Origin of the sequence: Clostridium neonatale (assembly GCF_001458595.1) — a bacterium.
GTDB lineage: Bacteria > Bacillota > Clostridia > Clostridiales > Clostridiaceae > Clostridium > Clostridium neonatale.
In genome coordinates, this window is sequence record NZ_LN890328.1 from 579,192 (window position 1) to 599,560 (window position 20,369).

Genomic DNA, 20,369 nt, shown 5'->3' on the forward strand with positions numbered 1-20,369 from the left:
TAACAACCGAAATTCAATATATGATAGGCTCGATTGTAGGGAAATTTCAGCTAAAAATTCTAATGGCAGAGGCTGTACCCAAAAATGTTTGCTCCAAAAAGCAAGTGTTCGGACAAACAATTTTGGAACAGCCTCTACCAAAGAATTTAAAAGCTGAAATTTCCAATACAATACTACGCCTAAGCAGAGAACCCAAATCTGTGATTTGGTGTGAATCGCTTACCCAGCGAATGAATATGAGTCGGGTATTCATATATTGAATTTCTTTGTTTTTCTCTAAAATCATAGATAACTAATTTATGTTTTTAGGATTATTCAATGCCTAAAAATATAGTTTTCAATCACTTATAATAATTTAGGGGACTACTTATCCCCTTGTATCCCCCAATAAATAAGCAAATTTTTAAGAATATATATCCTTATACTTATAAATTGATACCTTTTAAAAAATGATAAAATATTAACTTTTTAAATCTTTAACATCTATAAATAACTATTCCTTAATTTAAAAATGTATTTATGTATAGCAGCAATAATACGGATACTCTGAGTTTAGATGAAACAAAGAAATAAAGCTCTCATATTGGGCGGAGACTTGCATTCAAAAATTGAGCTTTAGAATTCTTCATGTTTGAATTCTTAGCTTCATTTTTGTAGCAAGCGAGCCAAATTTGAGAGCTTTATTTCGGCTATTTCACTATAAACTTACTACGTCCCTTATTTATTTTATATGTAATCACTTTTTTCACGTTTTATAGATAAGAGAATAGAATATACAATGAAGCAATTAGATAAATTGATGAAATAATGGTGAATAATTATAACTGTAAAAATATTTTTTCTGGATTTCAAGAATTACATCCGAGATTATTTACTTTGACAAGTGAAGTTCTTGGAGATATATTATGTCAAAAGCTGCCCTTTAATGTTCAATGTGCATTAGGAAATTGGCTTGAATGTATTGGGGATGCTATAATAGCATATAATTCTAAACAGATGTATTTTCAGAGTGGACCAGGAAGATACTACAATATAATATATAAGAATGTAACTAATCCATTTTGCACAAGTAATGGAAATACTCCAGAAGAAAGTAATAATTCAGATTTATTTTTTAATGCATCAGGAAGTCGATGTTATAATGAAAATATTACAGTTACATCTGATAACGAAGATATAGAGGATAGTTCAATAGATGAATTATATAACATACTTAAGTGTTTAGAGTTTGAATTACAGAAATTAAAAAAAGAAATAGATATATTATAGATAGAATTATCTTTTAATAGAGACTGACTTTAATTTTATAAGTCAGTCTCTATTAAATAATTGCTTTTTAATTTTCTTAAAATTAGTTACTTGTTTTGTTATTGTAGAAACAAATATTATACCAAGAGCTAAAGTGCCAGCATTTGCAATAGTGTTTAAACCAAGTTCAAGTGCCTTCGAAGAATTACCACTTATTATTTCATACATGGTGTAATACATACCAGCACCAGGAACAAGGGGAATAAGAGCACAAATAATTATTGTAGTGACAGGAGTTTTTAAAATTCTAGCACAAATTTCAGAATAAACACTAAAAGCAATAGAAGAAATGAAGAGTGAGGATATCTCGCTATTGTTATTAGTTTTAAAGAATAAATATACAAACCAACTTATGCATCCTCCTAAAGCAGCAAAAAAAAGATTCTTTCCTCTTATATTAAATAAAACGCCAAAACCCAATGATGCTAAAAATGCAAAAAAAGATTGATAAATCATATTAGCCATATTATTCCCTCCATAAGATTATTATAGAATAGGCAATAGTAAACTTAAGACAGCACCAGTACCAACAGCTATTGATACAGCAATTAGGAAAGCTTCAGCACCTTTTGTTATCCCGGATAAAAAGTCTCCGGCTATGGTATCACGTATTGCATTAGTAATTGTGAGCCCTGGAACAAGAAGCATTATTGAACCTATTATTATCTTATCTAGGTTTTCACCAAGATTAATTTTTATAAGCAGCATTGCAATTAATGCAGTAATACCACCACAAAGGGAGTTTATGAAAAATTCATTTATATTTAATTTCTGACATGATAAAGCTATTATTTTTATTATTGCACCTATTATAAAAGCACCACAGAAATCTAAAAAATCTCCGCCAAATAATAAAGCAAATGAACCAGCAGTTATTGATGACCAAATTAAATTTGTAATAAGTTTATATTTGTAATTCATATTTATAATACATAATTCTCTGTTAAAATCGTCAATTGACATTGAAGAATTTTGAATTTTTCTTGAGAGGTTGTTAATCTTATCTATTTTATTTAAATCAACGCCTCTAGAAGTTATTCTTCTAACTAATGTAGAGACTTCATCGTTATGAGTTATTGTTACAATAATTCCAGTTGGGATAACAAAGCTTTCAGCATTTTCAGCACCAAAGGCCAAACATATTCTAACTATTGTTTCTTCTACTCTATATGTTTCAGCGCCACTTTCCAATAGAATTTTACCAGCTAAAGTAGAAACTTTAAGTAATTTATTTAAATTCATATTGCATTTCCTTTCTAAAATTATCATCTAACAACTAGCATTATATCACAAAATTTTGATTTATAAATAAGGGAAGAGACTATATCAAATAGTTATTTATACATTTATTATGCTTCAAATTAATAAATATAATTTAATAAAAAATTAATATGGAAAAAAATATATTTTATGGTAGAATAATTTATGGGAGGAGAGAGGCAAATGTTAAAAAAGAAAGTTATTAAATTTATTGCGGTATTGGGAATGACACTAACTTTTGGTACTGCCTACAATGTAAAAGCAGATACAAGCTATGGAACAACATCTACATCAGTACAAGCTGAAAATATGGACCATAATATAGTATCTGTAAGTGAAGCTACTGTAGAGCAAGCTAAACAATGGGCTAAAAATAAAGGCGCATCTCAAACTTTTATTAGTTTAGCTGATTTATATTTTAAATATTCAAATGAGTGTGGACAAGTTAATCCGGCAATTGCATATGTACAAGCTGCTAAGGAAACTAATTTTGGAAAATTTGGTGGAGTTATAGATGAAAGTTATAAGAATCCATGTGGATTAAAAATATCATCTGGAGGAGATAATTATGATCCAAAAGCACATCAAAAATTTTCAACTTGGGATGATGGCGTAAAAGCTCATTTGGATCATTTAGCATTATATGCAGGTGCTGTTGGATATCCAAAATCAAATACTACAGATCCTAGGCATTTTAGCAAGATTAAAGGAAAGGCAGTTACTGTAAAAGCTCTTGGTGGAAACTGGGCACCAAGCAAAACATATGGAGATGAAGTTAACAAATATTATAATGAGTTAATAAGTACAAGTGATAATAAGAGTAAGAATATGGCTACTTCTCCTATAGCAAAGAAAACTATAGTTATAGATCCAGGTCATAATTATGGTGGAGATAAGGGCGCTACTTCTACCGTAGATGGACATGTATATTCAGAAGTGGAATTAAATATGCAAGTAAGCTCATGCTTAAAAGATGAATTTGAGCAAAAGGGATATAACGTTATTTTAACAAGGAAGGCTGATGAGAAACCAGAGGTAGAATTGACAGAAAGTCTTAAAGATAGAGTTATTATGGCAAATAATGCAAATGCAAGTTTATTTATAAGCATACATCATAATTCAGCAGAGGCTGAAGAGGCCAATGGAATAGAAACATACTATAGTTCTGCTGAGCAGGGTGAAGATTTTAAAGGTGGAGCAGTTTCAAATAAACTTGAAATCAGTAAAAAGATAGCTTTAGCTGTAAATAATAAAGTAGCAGAAGGATTAGCTTTAAATAATAGAGGAATAAAGGATTCAGCATTATTTATTAAGAGTACTAATATGCCTTCAATATTAATTGAAGTAGGTTTTATCACAAATGAGGAAGAAGCAGAAAGATGTAGTGATGCAGATAAACAAAAGGAAGTTGCTAAATTAATAGCTGATGCTGTAGCAGAAAATTTGAAATAATATAAATGTTTTATGGGGCTGTCACATTAAATGATTTGTGTCAGTTCCTTTTTTGATGTCACAAATTATAACTTAAGTGACACAACAAAACTTGTTTTTGGTAGATGGAATTTACACATATGAATGAATATGAGAAGTATGTTGCTTTTAAGTGAAGAGAGAATAAAGAAATATGAATAGATAAAAATGGTGAATGCATCAAAGCTGTAGAGCTCACATTTTTTCTTAACTCTTATCCGTTTATTCTTACTTTTTCTATTTCAAATTAAAATTTGTAAGTGAGGCATCCCTTGAGTGATATTACTATAAATAGTAATGTCTTGTGGTGATTGTTACTTTAAAAGTATTTGCTATTTTTTTAAAACTGACATATAATTTGAATATAATTAATGAATTTGGGGTGAAAAAGATGAATTTTGAAAATATCAAAAAAGAAGATAAAGAAATATATGACTTAATTGAAAAAGAGCTACATAGACAACAAAAAGGAATAGAATTAATAGCGTCTGAAAACATAGTAAGTAAAGCTGTTATGGAAGCTATGGGTTCATACTTAACTAATAAATATGCAGAAGGATATCCAGGAAAAAGATATTATGGTGGATGTTATGTAGTTGACGAAATAGAACAAATTGCCATTGACAGAGCTAAAGAATTATTTGGTGCAGAACATGCTAATGTTCAACCACATTCAGGTTCACAAGCAAATATGGCAGTATATTTTACAGTCCTTAAACCAGGAGATACAGTTCTTGGAATGGATTTAAGTCATGGAGGTCATTTAACTCATGGTTCTCCAGTAAATTTCTCAGGAAGATTATATAATTTCGTTTCTTATGGTGTTGATAAAGAAACAGAAATGATTGATTATGAAAATGTAAGAAAAATTGCATTAGAATGTAAGCCAAAGCTAATTGTTGCAGGTGCAAGTGCATATGCTAGAATTATAGATTTTGCTAAATTTAGAGAAATAGCTGATGAAGTAGGAGCAATTCTTATGACAGATATGGCTCATATAGCAGGACTTGTTGCAGCAGGAGTTCATCCATCACCAGTTCCATATTGTGATTTTGTAACAACAACAACTCATAAGACATTAAGAGGACCAAGAGGTGGATTAATTCTTTGTAAAGAAAAATATGCTAAAGATTTAAATAAGAATATATTCCCGGGAATACAGGGAGGACCACTTGAACATATAATAGCAGCAAAAGCTGTGTGCTTTAAAGAAGCATTAGATCCAAGTTTTAAGGAATATGCTAAAAATGTAGTTGAAAACTGTAAGGAATTAGCTGATCAATTAATTTCTAAAGGATTTAAAATAGTATCAGGTGGAACTGACAATCATGTATTCTTAGTAGATTTAAATAATAAGGATATAACAGGTAAGGAAGCAGAAGCACTTTTAGACTCAGTTGGAATAACAGCTAATAAAAATACAGTTCCTAATGAAACAAGAAGTCCATTTGTTACTTCAGGAATCAGAATAGGTACTGCTGCAATTACAACTAGAGGATTTAAGAAAGAAGATATGGCAGAAATTGCTGATATAATAAATCAAGCAATAGAAAATAGAGAAGGTGATTTATCACCATTAAAAGCAAGAGTTGAAGCTTTATGTGATAAATATCCTTTATATGAATAATAAGTGATAAAAGTTTAGGAAGCTATTAATTATAATAGCTTCCTTTAATTTTAGATTGTTTTATATTAACTAGAAAGACTTTTATATTATATAAAAAAAGAATTCATATAATAATAAAAAGAATTAATAAAGAGATGATATATATTAAAATGAGAAATAATTGCTCAAGAAGTAAAAACTTTATAAAGCGAATAGAACAATTTGGTGCGGATATAGAATTTGATGAAAAATCCAAAATAGTATTTATAAGTGATGTTCATAGGGGGGATGGTGGATACTCTGATTCATTAAGGCAAAACAGAAATATATATAAGGCGGCAATAAATTATTATTTGAGAAATGATTATAAATTAATTGAACTTGGTGACGGAGATGAATTATGGAAGAATAAAAACCTTGTTGATATAGCATACAATTACAGAGATATATTTAAAATACTTAATGAATTTAATAAGAAAAAAAATTTATATATGGTATTTGGAAATCATGATATGGCAAAAGCTGATAAAGATTTTATTTTGAAGCAGGAAAAAATTTTTAAACAAATAGGAAGAAGATTTGGGAAAGACTTATTAAATTTATATAAAAATATAGATTTTTATGAAGGAATAGTATTAAAATATATTCCAGCAGGGAAAAAGATACTTGCCTTTCATGGACATCAGGTTGATTTTATGAATTGCGACTTATGGAGAATTAGCAGGTTTTTAGTACGATATATATGGCGCCCAATGGAAGGTATTGCTGGTTTCAAAGAGCCTGTAAGTCCATCAAGTAATTATGATAAAGGAACAAAGATTGATATGATGTTAGAAAAGGTAGCTAAAAAAGAAAGAAAGATTATTATTTGTGGACATACACATAACGATATTTTTCCAAAGGTTTCTGAAGGGTTATATTTTAATGATGGATGTTGCGTTTTTCCATCCTCAATTACTACAATAGAAATAAAAAATGGATTAATATCATTAGTTAAATGGAGAATAGAGGTTGATAATAATAATATTCTATTTGTAAAAAAGAATATTATTGGTGGTCCTGAGAAAATAGAAAAATATTTTGAATACGCAAGAAACTTATAATTGCTATAATGAGTAAGGAGAGAGTTTTATGAAATTTATTGATTTGCATTGTGATACTGCAATGAGAATGTATGAAGAAAAAGGAAAGCTAAAGAAAAATGACTTTAGTATTGATATTGAAAAATTAAAAAAAGGGGAATGCATGGCACAAGTATTTGCTTTTTTTATAGAGCTATCAGAAGTTTCAGATCCATACAAATATTTTTTGAATATGTATGATAATTTTATAAAAGAAATACAAGAAAATTCAAAAGAAATAGAGATAGTGAGAAATGTAGATGAATTAGAAAAAGCGAATTTAAATAATAAATTAGGCGCATTTCTTTCGATTGAAGAAGGTGAAGTTTTAAAAGGAAGCATAGATAATCTAAGAGATGTATATGATAAAGGAATAAGACTCATAACACTTACATGGAATTTTGAAAATTCAATAGGATATCCTAATATTAATTTTAAATATAAAGAGAAAGGATTAAAACCTAGAGGTAAAGAAATAGTTGAAAAGTGCGAAGAGCTTGGAATAATTCCAGATGCATCACATTTATCAGATGGAGGCTTTTATGACCTAGTTGATATATGTAAAAAGCCATTTATAGCTACACATTCTAATGCACGAGAAATCACATATCATCCAAGAAACTTAACAGATGATATGATAAAAAAATTAGCTGATAAAGGTGGAGTTATGGGAATAAATTTTGCAAGTGATTTTTTAGGTGAAAGTTTTGTATCAACTATAGAAGAAATGATTACACATATTAAGCATATAAAAAATATAGGAGGAATTGATGTAATAGGACTTGGAAGTGATTTTGATGGAATAGAAAATCAAGTTGAGATAAAAGATTCATCAGAATTTCCAAAGTTATATGAGGCATTAAAGAAGGCTGGATTTAGTGAAAATGAAATGGAAAAAATATTTTATAAAAATGTTTTAAGAGTTTTTAAAGAAACTTTATAAAATAATTGTTTTAGTTTATAATTTTAAAAGGATAAATTACAATCTTCGATATAACAATTATATTAAAATGCATTGTATTAAAAATTTATTTTAAATTTAGAAAGAGGTAATTAAAATACGTAAGTTAGAAGGAAAAGTTGCACTAGTTACTGGTGCTTCAAGAGGTATTGGCAGAAATATAGCAATTGAGATTGCTAAGGAAGGCGCAATTGTAGCAATAAATTATTCAAAAGATGATAATGGAGCAAAAAAAACTTTAGAAGAAATTAATAAGGTAAATGGATATGGATTTTTAATAAAAAAAAGTGTTAATTCATTTGAAAACTGCAAGTATATAATTAATGAAGTCATAAGTAAAAGTGGAAAAATTGATATACTTATAAATAATGCAGGAATAAGCCTTATGGGTCTATTTATGGATTCTTCAGAAGAAGAAATTAATGAAATAATAAATACAAATTTAATGGGTGCTATTTATCTAAGCAAGGAGGCTCTTCCACATATGATTTCAAGAAATGTAGGAAATATAATAAATATTTCTTCTATGTGGGGAGAAGTAGGTGCGTCATGTGAAGTGTTATATTCAGCAACAAAAGGAGGAATTAATTTATTTACAAAAGCACTTGCAAAAGAAATGGCTATGTCAAATATTAGAGTAAATGCAATAGCGCCAGGGGTGATTGATACTAAAATGAATTCAATGCTGGATGAAGAAAGTAGAGAAAGTTTAAAAGAAGAGATACCTATGGGGAGATTTGGATTGCCATCTGAAATAGGAAAAGTTGCAGTATTTTTATGTAGTAAAGAATCATCATATATAACAGGACAAGTGATACGAGTAGATGGTGGATTTATCTAGATAATAAACTTAGTTAGTAATGATTAGGAGGAAATTTTATGTTCACTAAGGATGAACTTTTGGTAATTGAAGAAGCTTTGAAAATAGCAGATGAAACATATATGGATAAAATGAATGCAAATAAAAATAATAGGAACATAATGGTTTCATATAACAGAAAACAAAAGAAATTATGGCTTGTTCAAAATAAACTAAAAAAATTATTACAGGAAAACTAAATATTAGTATATAAAAAGACAATTAATTTCGTAGCTTTCTAATAAAATGGACCCTATATAGTAGACACTAATAAAAGAGTGTCTATCTATATAGAGTCTTTTTTTGTACAATAAATTTATGAGGTGATTTAATTAATGAGTAAGAAGACATTTTCAAATGAAGAAATCAAGAATTTATCTAAAAATAAGTATGTTAAAAAAATTAGTGATAAAGCTATTACATATACTAATGAATTTAAAATTCATTTTATAGCAGAATACAATAACGGAAAATCTCCAAGAGTAATTTTTCAAGAAGCTGGATTTGATGCTGAGGTAATTGGTTTAAAACGTATCGATTGTTCATCAAGCAGATGGAAAAAAGCTTATAAAGAAAATGGAGTTCTTGGCTTAGATGATACTCGTCGTAATAATAGCGGTCGTCCGCGTGAGCGTGAACTAACTAAAGACGATATTATAGCAAAACAAAATGCTGAGATTGAATATTTAAAAGCTGAGGTTGAGTTGTTAAAAAAATTAGAGCTGCAAGAAAGGCAGGTGAGAAAAGGTAAATTAATTGCAGCAGAAGCATTTTACTTAATAGAAAACTTGGCTAAAGGTTCTATAAATAACTTTAGTATTAGACATTTATGTGCTATAGCTGAAGTTTCACGTTCGGGTTATTATAGATATTTAAAAAGTAAATCATTAAAAATCGAACGTGATAACAATGATATAGTCCTTAGAAATAATATACTAAAAGCATTTAATTTTAAGGGATACAAGAAAGGATCACGTTCAATTAAAATGACTTTAGAAAATAGCTTTGGTATTACATATAATAGAAAGCGTATTCAAAGGATTATGAGAAAATATAATATACTTTGCCCAATAAGAAAAGCTAATCCATATAGAAGAATGGCTAAAGCAACAAAAGAGCATAGAGTTGTTCCGAATCTTCTTAACAGAAACTTTAAACAAGGGGTAGCTGGAAAAGTACTTCTTACTGATATTACATATTTACCATATGGTGCTAACCAGATGGCTTATTTGTCAACCATAAAAGACGCTTCAACTAATGAAATATTATCTTATAATGTATCAAATAGTTTGGAATTAGATATAGTTATGACCACCATACGTAATTTAATGTCTAATAAAGATTTTAAACCATCTAATGATGCATTTATTCATTCGGATCAAGGAGTTCATTATACTAGTCCTAAATATCAAAAATTATTAAAAGAAAATAATCTTGGACAATCTATGTCTAGACGCGGTAATTGTTGGGATAATGCCCCTCAAGAATCTTTCTTCGGCCATCTGAAAGATGAAGTTGATTATAAGAGTTGTACTACATTAGAAGACATCGAGAATTCTATTAATGATTATATTGATTACTACAATAATCATCGTTGTCAATGGAATTTAAAAAAGCTGACTCCTGTAGAATACAGAAATCAGCTTTCAGCGGCATAAGCATCTTTTTTTTATTGTCCTTGACAAAGGGTCCACTTTATAAAGTAATTTGAATATTAATTGTCTTTTTTATATTATTCTATTTCGTCATTATCTTCAGGGGAAACTATTTTCTCTAAATAGAAATAGAATTCCACACCTTCATCAATATTATGAAATTTAAATTCACTTTTATGAAGTTCTAAGATGTTTTTTACAATAGCTAAACCAAGTCCAGTACTATTTTTTTGGGTTCTTTCTCTTGATTTATCTAAACGATAAAATTTATCAAATAATTTATCAATTTCATCTTCTGGAATATAAGTTCCAAGATTTTGAACTATTATTTTATATCTATGTAATTCTTCTTCAATTGCTATATTAATTGTATTATGTGGCGGCGTATATTTTATTGCATTGGTAACAAGATTAGTCATTACCTGTTCCATTTTAAAGGGGTCAGCATAAACATAGCTATATGGATTAGTTGAAGTAAAATTAACTTTAAAATCATGTTCCTCAAAATTAGGTGTATGTTTAGCTAATATTTTTTTTATTAATCTGTTTATATTGAAGGCTTCGGGTGAGAGTTTTATTACTCCAGATTCTAATTTGGATAATTCAAGCATATTTGAAACTAAAATACCCATTTTTTGAGCTTCATCAATAATTGTTTCTAAGTAAAGTTTAGCATCTTCTCCCGTAACGATACCATCTTTAAGACCTTCGGCATATCCTTCAATGATTCCGATTGGTGTTTTTAATTCATGACTTACATTATCTACAAATCCTTTTCTCATATTTTCAAGTTCACGTTCTTTTTCAATATCTTCCTCAAGCTTCTTATTCTTCTTTTGAAGATCTAAAAGAGCCGTTTGAAGATTATTAGAAAGAAAATTTAATGATTTAGCAAGACTTCCAATTTCATCTTCTCTATTAGTTGAGCAGGTGACTGAAAAGTCCATATTAGACATTTTATTTGCTACATATGTTAATGTTACTAATGGTTTAGATATTAAATTAGAATATATTGAAGAAAGTATTACTGAAATAGCAACTAATCCTAAAAATAAATAAATTAAAAATTCATCAATAACTTCCGATGCTTCTTTTATAGATTGTATTGAAGAAACGCAAAATATTAAACTATCATTTTTATAATTTAATGACATGGGTGCGATAACACCAATTTTTTGTAAGTCACTGCTGGCATTATAGAATGTTGTATAACGGGTATTTGAATTTCGTGTCACATCATTAATAAGTGATTTATTATTAATAAGCTCAGAACAAAAAGAAGTCAATTCATTAAATGATTCCTTATCAGTATATAGCTGGTTAGGTGAATAAATTATTGAGCCATCTAATGATAATATAAGAATTTTTGCATTATTATCATTTTCAAATTTTTTTAAAACAGGATATATTTCTGCAGGCTCAGAAATATGCATTGAATATAAAGTACTAAATTTATTAACTTCATGAACCAAACTCATGGTTCTCTTATAAGAATAAAATTTTTCAAATAAAAAGGCTTGAGCAAAATAGGTTAAAAACATTAAAACAAGCATTAAGGAAAGTGTTATTCCAAATAATCTTTTAGATAAACGATATCTCATTATTTACCTTCGAATTTATATCCGCTTCCGCGAACAGTAACAATACAGTTAGATTTAGAAAGTAATTTTTCTCTTAGCCTTTTAATGTTTGTATCTACAGTACGTATATCACCATAGTAATCTAATCCCCATACATTATCTAAAATGTTATCACGGCTTAGGGCAATGCCTTCGTTAGTTATTAGATAAACTATGAGTTCATATTCTTTTGGGGATAATAGTATCTCAGTTCCATCAACTTTTACTTCGTGCGAAAGTTTATTAATTGTAAGACCATTAAATTCTTGATAACTAGAATCTAAATTATCTCGTGTTCTTTTTAATAGAGCTTTAACTTTGGCAATTAAGACTTTTGGACTAAATGGTTTAGTTATATAGTCGTCAGCTCCATAGTCATATCCTTGAAGTTTATCTTCTTCTTCGCCTTTTGCAGTAAGAAGTATAACAGGGACTGTAGAAACTTCTCTTAACTTTTCCAGCATAGTGATGCCATCCATTTTTGGCATCATGATATCTAAAATTACTAAATCAATTTTTTGACTACTAAAAGCAATAAGCCCTTCTTCACCATCTGAAGCTTCAAAAACATTAAAGTTTTCTTTCATCAAATAATCTCTAAGTAAAAATCTTATTCTTAATTCATCTTCTACAATTAAAATAGATTTATTCATTTTAACTCCTCCATTTTAAAATATTAATTATACATTATACTATATTAATTTAATAATACAATAAAAATAAGTCAACTATATTACAATTATATTTTATCATGTATTTTAGCATAAGTATAAAAAGATAGTGAATATTATTGTGTTTTAAAGTATTATTAGTAGTATAGAAAAGTAATTTAAATGTAAGGTGGAAAAATATGATACAATTGAATTTTGATATAAAGAGACATAAACTAAAGAATGGATTAGAAGTATTAACTATACATAAAGACACACAAATTGCAGCTATAAATGTAGGAATAAAAATTGGAGCATTATATGAGAAAATGAATGAAAAGGGAATAAGTCATTTTATTGAACATTTATTATTTAAGGGAACAGATACACGCAATGACGAAAAACTTAATAGTGATTTGGAATCTTTAGGTGGAGAATATAATGCATATACTGATTATGATGTTACTGTATATACGATAAGCTGTTTAGCTGAGGAGATACATAATGCAGTTGAAATATTAGGTGATATGATAATAAATTCTTCATTTGATGATGAAGAAATTGAGAAAGAAAGAGGCGTGATTTTATCAGAAATAAAAACAAGTAAAGATGATATAGAAGATTTAAGTTTTAAGTGTGTAAATAAAACAGCGTTTGAAAAAAGTGCTCTTAAATATGAAGTTACTGGCATTAAAAAAAATGTAAAAAATTTTAAAAGAGAAGAATTATTTAATTATTATAAAGAAAATTATACTCCTAAGAATTCCATAGTGAGCTTTGTATCTCCATTAAGTCACGATGATGCTATTAAATTAATTGAAAAGTATTTTGGAATATGGTCAGGAGATGAAAAAGAAAAGTGTGAAATTATCCTAGAAGATAATAAAGAAATTATAGAAATTGGGTATAAAAAAGATATTGAGCAAAGTACAATTGTTTATTTATTTACTTTTAATGGGTTAAAAAAAGAATATGAGCTGCCACTAAGAATATTAAACCATAGACTTGGAGAAAGCTCTAATTCTTTATTATTTAGAGAAATAAGAGAAAATAGAGGATTAGCATATGATATATACACACATTTAGAGATTACTAAAAACATTAAAACATTATATATTTACACTGCTGTGAGTGGAGAGAATGTTGAAGAAGCAAAAGAAGCTATTGATGAAACAATAAAAAATATAGTTGATGGAAAAATAGAATTTGGCGATAGAGATTTAGAGATAATGAAAAAAGTTCATAAAACAGCTGTTATTTCTACATTAGAGGACTCTTCAGAATTATGTAATTATATATTACACCAAGCTCTTGAAGATGAAGACATATTTGAGTTTATAGAAGATATGCATAGATTAAATGAACTAGATAAAAGAAAAATTAAAGAAGTAAGTAAGTTGGTTTTGAAAAGCCCTACGGTTCATATATTAAAATCAGAAGATAATTAATTCATATTCAATATTTAAGAAAGGTGAAAATATGCCAAAGATAACAAAAATAGAAATTCAAAAAAATAATAAAGATAGAGTAAATATCTACTTGGATGGAGAATATGCATTAGCTATAAATGCTGAGCTTGTTTACAAAGAAAATCTTAAAGTAAAAGATGATGTAGATATATCAAAACTTCAAGAGATAGCAGAAAAGGAATCATATATAAGATGTAAAGAAAGTGCTATCAAAATAATAGAAAGAAGTTATAAAACAGAAAAAGAAATAAGAGATAAGTTAAAACAAAAAGGATATGAAGAAAAACAAATTAATAATAGTATAGATTTTTTAAAAGAATATAATTTTATAAATGATAATACATATGCAAAAGCATTTATAAAAGATAAGCTTTCGTCTAAAGGTAGCCAAAAGATAAAATATGACTTAATGAAAAAAGGAATAGCTAAGGATATTATTGAAGAAAATCTAATTAAAGTTGACAAAAATGAAGAAAAAGAAGTAGCATTAAATGTAGGAAGGAAAAAGTATGAGTCTATAAGAAGAAAAGAAAGTGACAATTATAAATTATCTGGAAAGCTATATAGGTTTCTAATTTCTAGAGGATATGCATATGACATTGTAAAAGATGTTGTAAAAGAAATAATGTCATTAGATGAATTTGAATAAAATAAGCTTAAAAATTTTCAGCATATTTGATATAATGGAATATAGATATAATAATTTGTTAAGTACATGCATAAATTATAAAATAAGAATTATATACCTATAAACAGATTAATATCTAAATAATAATATAAAATATACAATGATATACTGGAGGAAGTTTCATGAACAAGAAAAATATATTGTTGAAATTTATTGCTCTAGTGGTTATATTATTAATTCCAGCTATTATGAAAATCTTTTTTCATGAAAAGAATACAGTAACGTTACTGTTAAATAATTTTTCAAGAGATAATGAGAAAGTTTCCTATGTAGAGGATAAAAGATTAGATACTCCAAATGTAATTTATAATGGAACGACTGTAGAAGATGGAATTAGATCAAATAGTATAATAGAAAAAAAAGCAAAGAAGGTCACTGAAAGTGCTACAAATGATAGAGAAAAAGCACGAGATTTATATGTATGGATCGGTTCAAATATAGAATACGATAATAATAAAGCAGAAAAAGTATTAAATTCTAATGATGAAACAGTGGAAAGTGGAGCAATATACGCTTTTAGAGATAGAAGTGGTATTTGTTTTGATTATGCATGTTTATATGTTGCAATGGCTAGAAGTGTGGATCTTAAGGTGAGATTAGTGATTGGAGAAGCTTATGATGGAAGCAAATATGTATCACATGCATGGAACCAGGTATATTTAAGTGACGAAAAGAAATGGATTAATGTTGATACTACGTTTTATAATGGTGGTAATTATTTTGATTCGGAAAATTTTGATAAGCATATAAATAAAGAAATTATTGGGGAATGGTAAACTAATAAGTAAGATATGTTAGTCATTAGTTTTAGTTGAAACTTAATAGTATATATACTTAGTTAGAGATTAAAGCTATAACAGCTTTAATCTCTAACTAAGTATAAGGAAGTTGTAATTTATACTATTTTTGATAGTAATAGATTAACTGCTTTTTCACATTCTTTATCGCTAGGATCTATTGACCATGCTAAATTGAATAGATAAAGAGCTTTTGGTGTTATTTCTTGCATTGCGTAACAGTATCCAAGGTTAAATATGTATTTACTTTCCGGGGTTATGGAAATAGCTTTTTTTAGTACATCTATTGCACTATTATATTCTCTTAATTTAATTAAACAAACACCGATATTATAATATGAACATGCTTCATTTAGATTTTCGCTAGCAGCTTTTTTATAACATTCAATTGCACGACGATAGTCTTGTGTATTATAAAATTTATTACCTTCATTAAAGTGATTCATTTTAACCTCCTAAAAGTACTTTGCAATAAATAATTTATGTGTTAACAAGTATATCCACATATAAAGAAATATATACATAGTTGTGATTTTCAAAAAAGATAAAACGATAGAAAATGTGAATTTAATGTTACAAAGTAGGTGAAATAATAAGGATGAATATTTATAAAATAGGATTAGATATAGGTTCAACAACAGTAAAATTAGTAGTATTAAATGAAGAAAACATAGTAGAATATAGTCAATATAAAAGACATAATTCTGATATACGCAGTACAATTATAGAATTAGTTAATGAATGTTATGACAAAATTGGAAATGTTGAATGTAAAATAAGCATAACAGGTTCAGGAGGGTTATCTGTATCAAAGTGGACTAATATTGATTTTGTACAAGAAGTAATAGCATGTTCTAAAACAGTAGAAACATTTATACCAGAAACAGATGTTGTAATAGAACTTGGTGGTGAAGATGCAAAAATAACATATTTTAAAAATGGAATAGAGCAGAGAATGAATGGAAGCTGCGCAGGTGGTACAGGAGCTTTTATTGATCAAATGGCATCACTTCTTAATACAGATGCAGCAGGTCTTAATGAATATGCAAAAAGTTATAATGTTATATATCCAATAGCATCTAGATGTGGAGTTTTTGCAAAGACAGATGTACAACCTCTAATAAATGAAGGCGCAAATAAGGAAGATATAGCGGTGTCAATACTTCAAGCGGTTGTAAATCAAACAATAGGAGGATTAGCTTGTGGTAAGCCTATAAGAGGAAAAGTCGCTTTTCTTGGTGGCCCATTATTTTTCTTATCAGAATTAAGAGAAAGGTTTATTGAGACTCTTAAACTTAAAGATGATGAAATAATAATACCAGATGACTCACAGTTATTTGTAGCTATGGGAGCAGCACTTTTGGCTGTTGATAATATGAAAACAACATTAAAAAATGTAGTTAATAAAGTAAATAATATAACTAATCTCAAGGAAGATAATGAAAATAAACTAGAAGCACTTTTTGAAAGTGAAAAAGATTATGAAGATTTTAAAAATAGACACAATAAATCTGTAGTAAAAAGATGTCCTATGGAAAGCTATAAAGGACAAGCTTATTTAGGAATAGATGCAGGATCTACTACAACAAAGGTTACTTTAATAAATGAAGCCGGAGAATTATTATATTCATACTATGGAAGTAATGAAGGAAATCCATTAAAGAAAGTAGTAGAAATACTTCAAGATTTATATTCAAAACTTCCTTCTTCCATAAAAATAGTTAATAGTGCTGTTACAGGATATGGAGAATCATTAATTAAAGCAGCGCTTCATGTTGATATAGGGGAAATTGAAACAATTGCTCATTATAAGGCAGCAGATTATTTCTTGCCAGGGGTAGATTTTATTTTAGATATTGGTGGACAAGATATGAAATGCTTAAAGATAAAGAATGGAGCTATAGACAGTATAATGCTTAATGAAGCATGTTCATCTGGATGTGGATCATTTATAGAAAGCTTTTCAAAATCATTAGGTATGCCAATTGATAAATTTGCAAAAGAAGCATTATTATCTAAAGCACCTGTAGACTTAGGCTCTAGATGTACAGTATTTATGAATTCAAGAGTGAAGCAAGTACAAAAGGAAGGTGCACAAATTTGTGATATTTCTGCTGGACTTTCTTATTCTGTAATCAAAAATGCATTATTTAAAGTAATAAAATTAAGAGATGAAAATGATATTGGTGAAAAGGTAATTGTTCAAGGTGGTACTTTTTATAATGATGCTGTTTTGAGAGCTTTTGAGATTATATCTGGAAGAGAGGCTGTAAGACCTGATATAGCAGGTCTCATGGGGGCATTTGGATGCTCACTTATTGCAAAAGAAAGATATTTAGAAGGCAGAACAACATCACTATTGCCAAAAGAAAAAATAGACCAATTTAAAATGACTAGCTCATTTAGAAGATGTGGAATGTGTGGAAATAACTGCCTTCTTACTGTAAATAAATTTTCTACAGATGAGGAATTTATTTCTGGTAATAGATGTGAACGTGGACTTGGAATTGAAAAGAAAAAAGAAGAAAAAGAAATTAATTTATATGATTATAAATATAAAAGAACATTTGGGTACAAGCCGCTAAAAGAGGAAGAGGCTAAAAGAGGAACTATAGGAATACCAAGAGTTTTAAATATGTATGAAAATTATCCTTTTTGGTTTACTCTTTTAACTAAACTTGGTTTTAGAGTTATATTATCAAATCCATCAAGCAAAAAAATATATGAACTTGGAATTGAGACTATTCCGTCAGAATCAGCATGTTATCCAGCAAAGCTTGCACATGGACACATAATGAATTTAATACAAAAAAATATTAAAACAATATTTTATCCATGTATTTCTTATGAAAAGAAAGAATTTGAAGACAGTCAGAACAACTATAACTGTCCAATGGTAACTTCATATCCAGAAGTAATAAAGAATAATATGGATGAATTAAAAATTAATGAAATTAAGTATATAGCTCCATTCTTTTCATTGGATAATGAAAATGTGCTTGCTAAAAGGATAGTTGAAGAATTTAAGGAATTTGATGTTACTTTAAGTGAAGCAAAAGAAGCTGTAAAAAGTGCAGTTTTAGAAAGAGAAGCTTATAAGAGAGATATACAAAAAAAAGGTGAAGAAACTTTAGAGTATTTAAGGAAGAATAATAAAAAAGGAATAGTATTATGTGGTAGACCATATCATATAGATCCAGAAATAAATCACGGTATTCCAGATATGATCAATTCTTTTGGTATGGCAGTACTTACAGAAGATAGCATAAGCCATATTGAATGTTTAAATGAAAAGCTTAGAGTGGTAGATCAATGGGTTTATCATTCACGACTTTATAGGGCAGCTACATTAATAGCAGGAGAACCTTGTCTTGAAATAATTCAGTTAAATTCTTTTGGATGTGGCTTAGATGCAGTAACTACTGAGCAAGTTTCAGAAATTATATCATCAAAAGGGAAAATATATACTGTCTTAAAAATAGATGAAGGTAATAATTTAGGTGCCGCTAGAATAAGGATAAGATCTTTAAAAGCTGCAATAGAAGAAAGAGAAAGAAAAAATTATAAACCTATAGAAGAGAAAATAAGTTATAAAAATCCAGTATTTACAAAAGAAATGAGAAAAGATTATACTATTTTAGCACCTCAAATGTCTCCAATTCATTTTAATTTAATTGAAGTAGCTGGAAAGGCAGCTGGATATAATATAGAAGTACTTCCATCAAATGATGCTGAAGCGATAGAAGAAGGTCTTAAATATGTTAATAATGATGCGTGTTATCCTTCAATAATTGTTGTAGGACAAATGATAAGTGCATTAAAATCTGGTAAATATGATTTAAATAAAACAGCTCTTATAATGAGTCAAACAGGTGGTGGATGTAGAGCCACTAATTATATAGGATTTTTAAAGGCAGCATTAAGGCATGCTGGATTTGAAAATGTCCCTATAATTTCACTAAATGTGGCTGGTCTTGAAACACAGCCAGGCTTTAATATTACACCAAAACTTATAAAAAAGGCACTTATGGCTTTAGTATATGGTGATTTATTTATGACAGTTTTATACAGGACAAGACCTTATGAAAAAGTAAAAGATTCTGCAAATGAACTTTATAACAAATGGAATGAAAGAGCAAAAGCAAATATAGTTAATGGAAGTAAAACAGAATTTAATAAAAATATAAAAGAAATTATTAAAGAATTTGATGAATTACCTTTATTTAATATAAATAAGCCGAGAGTTGGAATTGTTGGTGAAATACTCGTTAAATTTCATCCAACAGCCAATAATGATATTGTAAAAATATTAGAAGATGAAGGTGCGGAAGCAGTAGTTCCAGATTTATTAGACTTTTTCTTTTATTCAGCATATGATAATAAATTTAAGGCTGAATATTTAGGAAAGAGTAAAGTGGCAAAAACTGTAAGCGGGTTGGCTATTTTCTATATGGAAACATATAGAAAAGTAATGAAAAAAGAGTTAGAGAATAGCAACAGATTTAGCAGACCTAAACATATCAAGGAATTAGCCAATATGGCGTCACCAATTTTATCACTTGGTCACCAGACTGGTGAGGGATGGTTTTTAACAGCAGAAATGATAGAACTAATAAAAAGCGGAACAAAGAATATAGTGTGTTTACAGCCGTTCGCATGTTTACCTAATCATGTTACAGGAAAAGGTATGATGAAAGTACTTAAAGAGAAATATCCAGAATCTAATATAGTGGCAATAGATTATGATCCAGGAGCATCTCATGTAAATCAATTAAATAGAATAAAATTAATGCTTTCTGTAGCAGTTAAAAATCTTCAAAATAATGAAATAAACTTTAAAGAAAGTGAAGAATCACAAGAAGAAATACAATATCATAACAAAATTAGTTTGACTTAATGAAGGAGA

General features: G+C 28.3%; 17 protein-coding genes. 12 read left to right on the forward strand and 5 right to left on the reverse strand.

What is annotated here, in order from left to right:
• Window positions 1-807 precede the first annotated feature (807 nt).
• Complete coding sequence (locus tag BN2920_RS09775; protein WP_058294828.1) at window positions 808-1,269, forward strand: hypothetical protein; 462 nt, start codon at window positions 808-810, stop codon at window positions 1,267-1,269.
• Window positions 1,270-1,311: 42 nt separating this feature from the next.
• Here the strand turns inward: BN2920_RS09775 and BN2920_RS09780 are convergent, their stop codons facing one another.
• Entirely contained in the window at window positions 1,312-1,764 is a 453-nt protein-coding gene (locus tag BN2920_RS09780) for a threonine/serine exporter family protein (protein ID WP_058296888.1), read from the reverse strand.
• 30 nt (window positions 1,765-1,794) lie between these two features.
• On the reverse strand, window positions 1,795-2,550 hold the full coding sequence (locus BN2920_RS09785; RefSeq protein ID WP_058294829.1) for a threonine/serine exporter family protein: 756 nt from the start codon (window positions 2,548-2,550) through the stop codon (window positions 1,795-1,797).
• 201 nt (window positions 2,551-2,751) lie between these two features.
• On the opposite strand from BN2920_RS09785, the gene BN2920_RS09790 reads away from it, so the two are divergent.
• The 7 genes from BN2920_RS09790 (at window position 2,752) to BN2920_RS09820 (ending at window position 10,243) form a co-directional block, all read left to right on the forward strand.
• Entirely contained in the window at window positions 2,752-4,020 is a 1,269-nt protein-coding gene (locus BN2920_RS09790) for an N-acetylmuramoyl-L-alanine amidase (RefSeq protein ID WP_058294830.1), read from the forward strand.
• 409 nt (window positions 4,021-4,429) lie between these two features.
• Window positions 4,430-5,665 carry a serine hydroxymethyltransferase gene (gene glyA, locus BN2920_RS09795; RefSeq protein ID WP_058294831.1) on the forward strand — a complete coding sequence of 412 codons (1,236 nt, stop codon included), beginning with the start codon at window positions 4,430-4,432 and terminating at the stop codon, window positions 5,663-5,665.
• Between the two features lie 149 nt (window positions 5,666-5,814).
• On the forward strand, window positions 5,815-6,747 hold the full coding sequence (locus tag BN2920_RS09800; protein WP_058294832.1) for a metallophosphoesterase: 933 nt from the start codon (window positions 5,815-5,817) through the stop codon (window positions 6,745-6,747).
• Window positions 6,748-6,775: 28 nt separating this feature from the next.
• Window positions 6,776-7,708, forward strand: coding sequence for a dipeptidase (locus tag BN2920_RS09805; RefSeq protein WP_058294833.1), 933 nt, complete (start codon window positions 6,776-6,778; stop codon window positions 7,706-7,708).
• A 115-nt stretch (window positions 7,709-7,823) separates the two neighbouring features.
• Complete coding sequence (ymfI, locus tag BN2920_RS09810; protein WP_058294834.1) at window positions 7,824-8,567, forward strand: elongation factor P 5-aminopentanone reductase; 744 nt, start codon at window positions 7,824-7,826, stop codon at window positions 8,565-8,567.
• Window positions 8,568-8,605: 38 nt separating this feature from the next.
• Window positions 8,606-8,785: a hypothetical protein gene (locus BN2920_RS09815; RefSeq protein WP_058294835.1), complete on the forward strand. Its 180-nt coding sequence runs from the start codon at window positions 8,606-8,608 to the stop codon at window positions 8,783-8,785.
• A 135-nt stretch (window positions 8,786-8,920) separates the two neighbouring features.
• On the forward strand, window positions 8,921-10,243 hold the full coding sequence (locus BN2920_RS09820) for an IS3 family transposase (protein ID WP_058293045.1): 1,323 nt from the start codon (window positions 8,921-8,923) through the stop codon (window positions 10,241-10,243).
• A gap of 74 nt (window positions 10,244-10,317) precedes the next feature.
• On the opposite strand, the gene BN2920_RS09825 is transcribed toward BN2920_RS09820, so the two are convergent.
• Together BN2920_RS09825 and BN2920_RS09830 are read right to left on the reverse strand one after the other, a co-directional pair.
• Window positions 10,318-11,841 (reverse strand): sensor histidine kinase, encoded by a 1,524-nt coding sequence (locus BN2920_RS09825; RefSeq protein WP_058294836.1) that lies wholly within the window; start codon window positions 11,839-11,841, stop codon window positions 10,318-10,320.
• Window positions 11,841-12,512 carry a response regulator transcription factor gene (locus BN2920_RS09830; RefSeq protein WP_058294837.1) on the reverse strand — a complete coding sequence of 224 codons (672 nt, stop codon included), beginning with the start codon at window positions 12,510-12,512 and terminating at the stop codon, window positions 11,841-11,843. Before BN2920_RS09830 ends, BN2920_RS09825 begins: the two co-directional genes overlap by 1 nt.
• A 197-nt stretch (window positions 12,513-12,709) precedes the next feature.
• Here BN2920_RS09830 and BN2920_RS09835 point away from each other — a divergent pair, with 197 nt between their 5' ends.
• From BN2920_RS09835 to BN2920_RS09845, 3 genes are all read left to right on the forward strand, one after another.
• The gene (locus BN2920_RS09835; protein ID WP_058294838.1) at window positions 12,710-13,957 is read left to right on the forward strand and encodes a M16 family metallopeptidase; all 1,248 of its coding nucleotides are present in this window, start codon (window positions 12,710-12,712) and stop codon (window positions 13,955-13,957) included.
• Window positions 13,958-13,988: 31 nt separating this feature from the next.
• Complete coding sequence (recX, locus tag BN2920_RS09840; RefSeq protein WP_058294839.1) at window positions 13,989-14,627, forward strand: recombination regulator RecX; 639 nt, start codon at window positions 13,989-13,991, stop codon at window positions 14,625-14,627.
• A gap of 161 nt (window positions 14,628-14,788) precedes the next feature.
• On the forward strand, window positions 14,789-15,442 hold the full coding sequence (locus BN2920_RS09845; protein ID WP_058294840.1) for a transglutaminase-like domain-containing protein: 654 nt from the start codon (window positions 14,789-14,791) through the stop codon (window positions 15,440-15,442).
• A gap of 119 nt (window positions 15,443-15,561) precedes the next feature.
• Here the strand turns inward: BN2920_RS09845 and BN2920_RS09850 are convergent, their stop codons facing one another.
• Complete coding sequence (locus tag BN2920_RS09850; RefSeq protein WP_058294841.1) at window positions 15,562-15,909, reverse strand: tetratricopeptide repeat protein; 348 nt, start codon at window positions 15,907-15,909, stop codon at window positions 15,562-15,564.
• 152 nt (window positions 15,910-16,061) lie between these two features.
• On the opposite strand from BN2920_RS09850, the gene BN2920_RS09855 reads away from it, so the two are divergent.
• Complete coding sequence (locus BN2920_RS09855; protein WP_058294842.1) at window positions 16,062-20,360, forward strand: 2-hydroxyacyl-CoA dehydratase; 4,299 nt, start codon at window positions 16,062-16,064, stop codon at window positions 20,358-20,360.
• The last annotated feature ends 9 nt before the right edge of the window (window positions 20,361-20,369 follow it).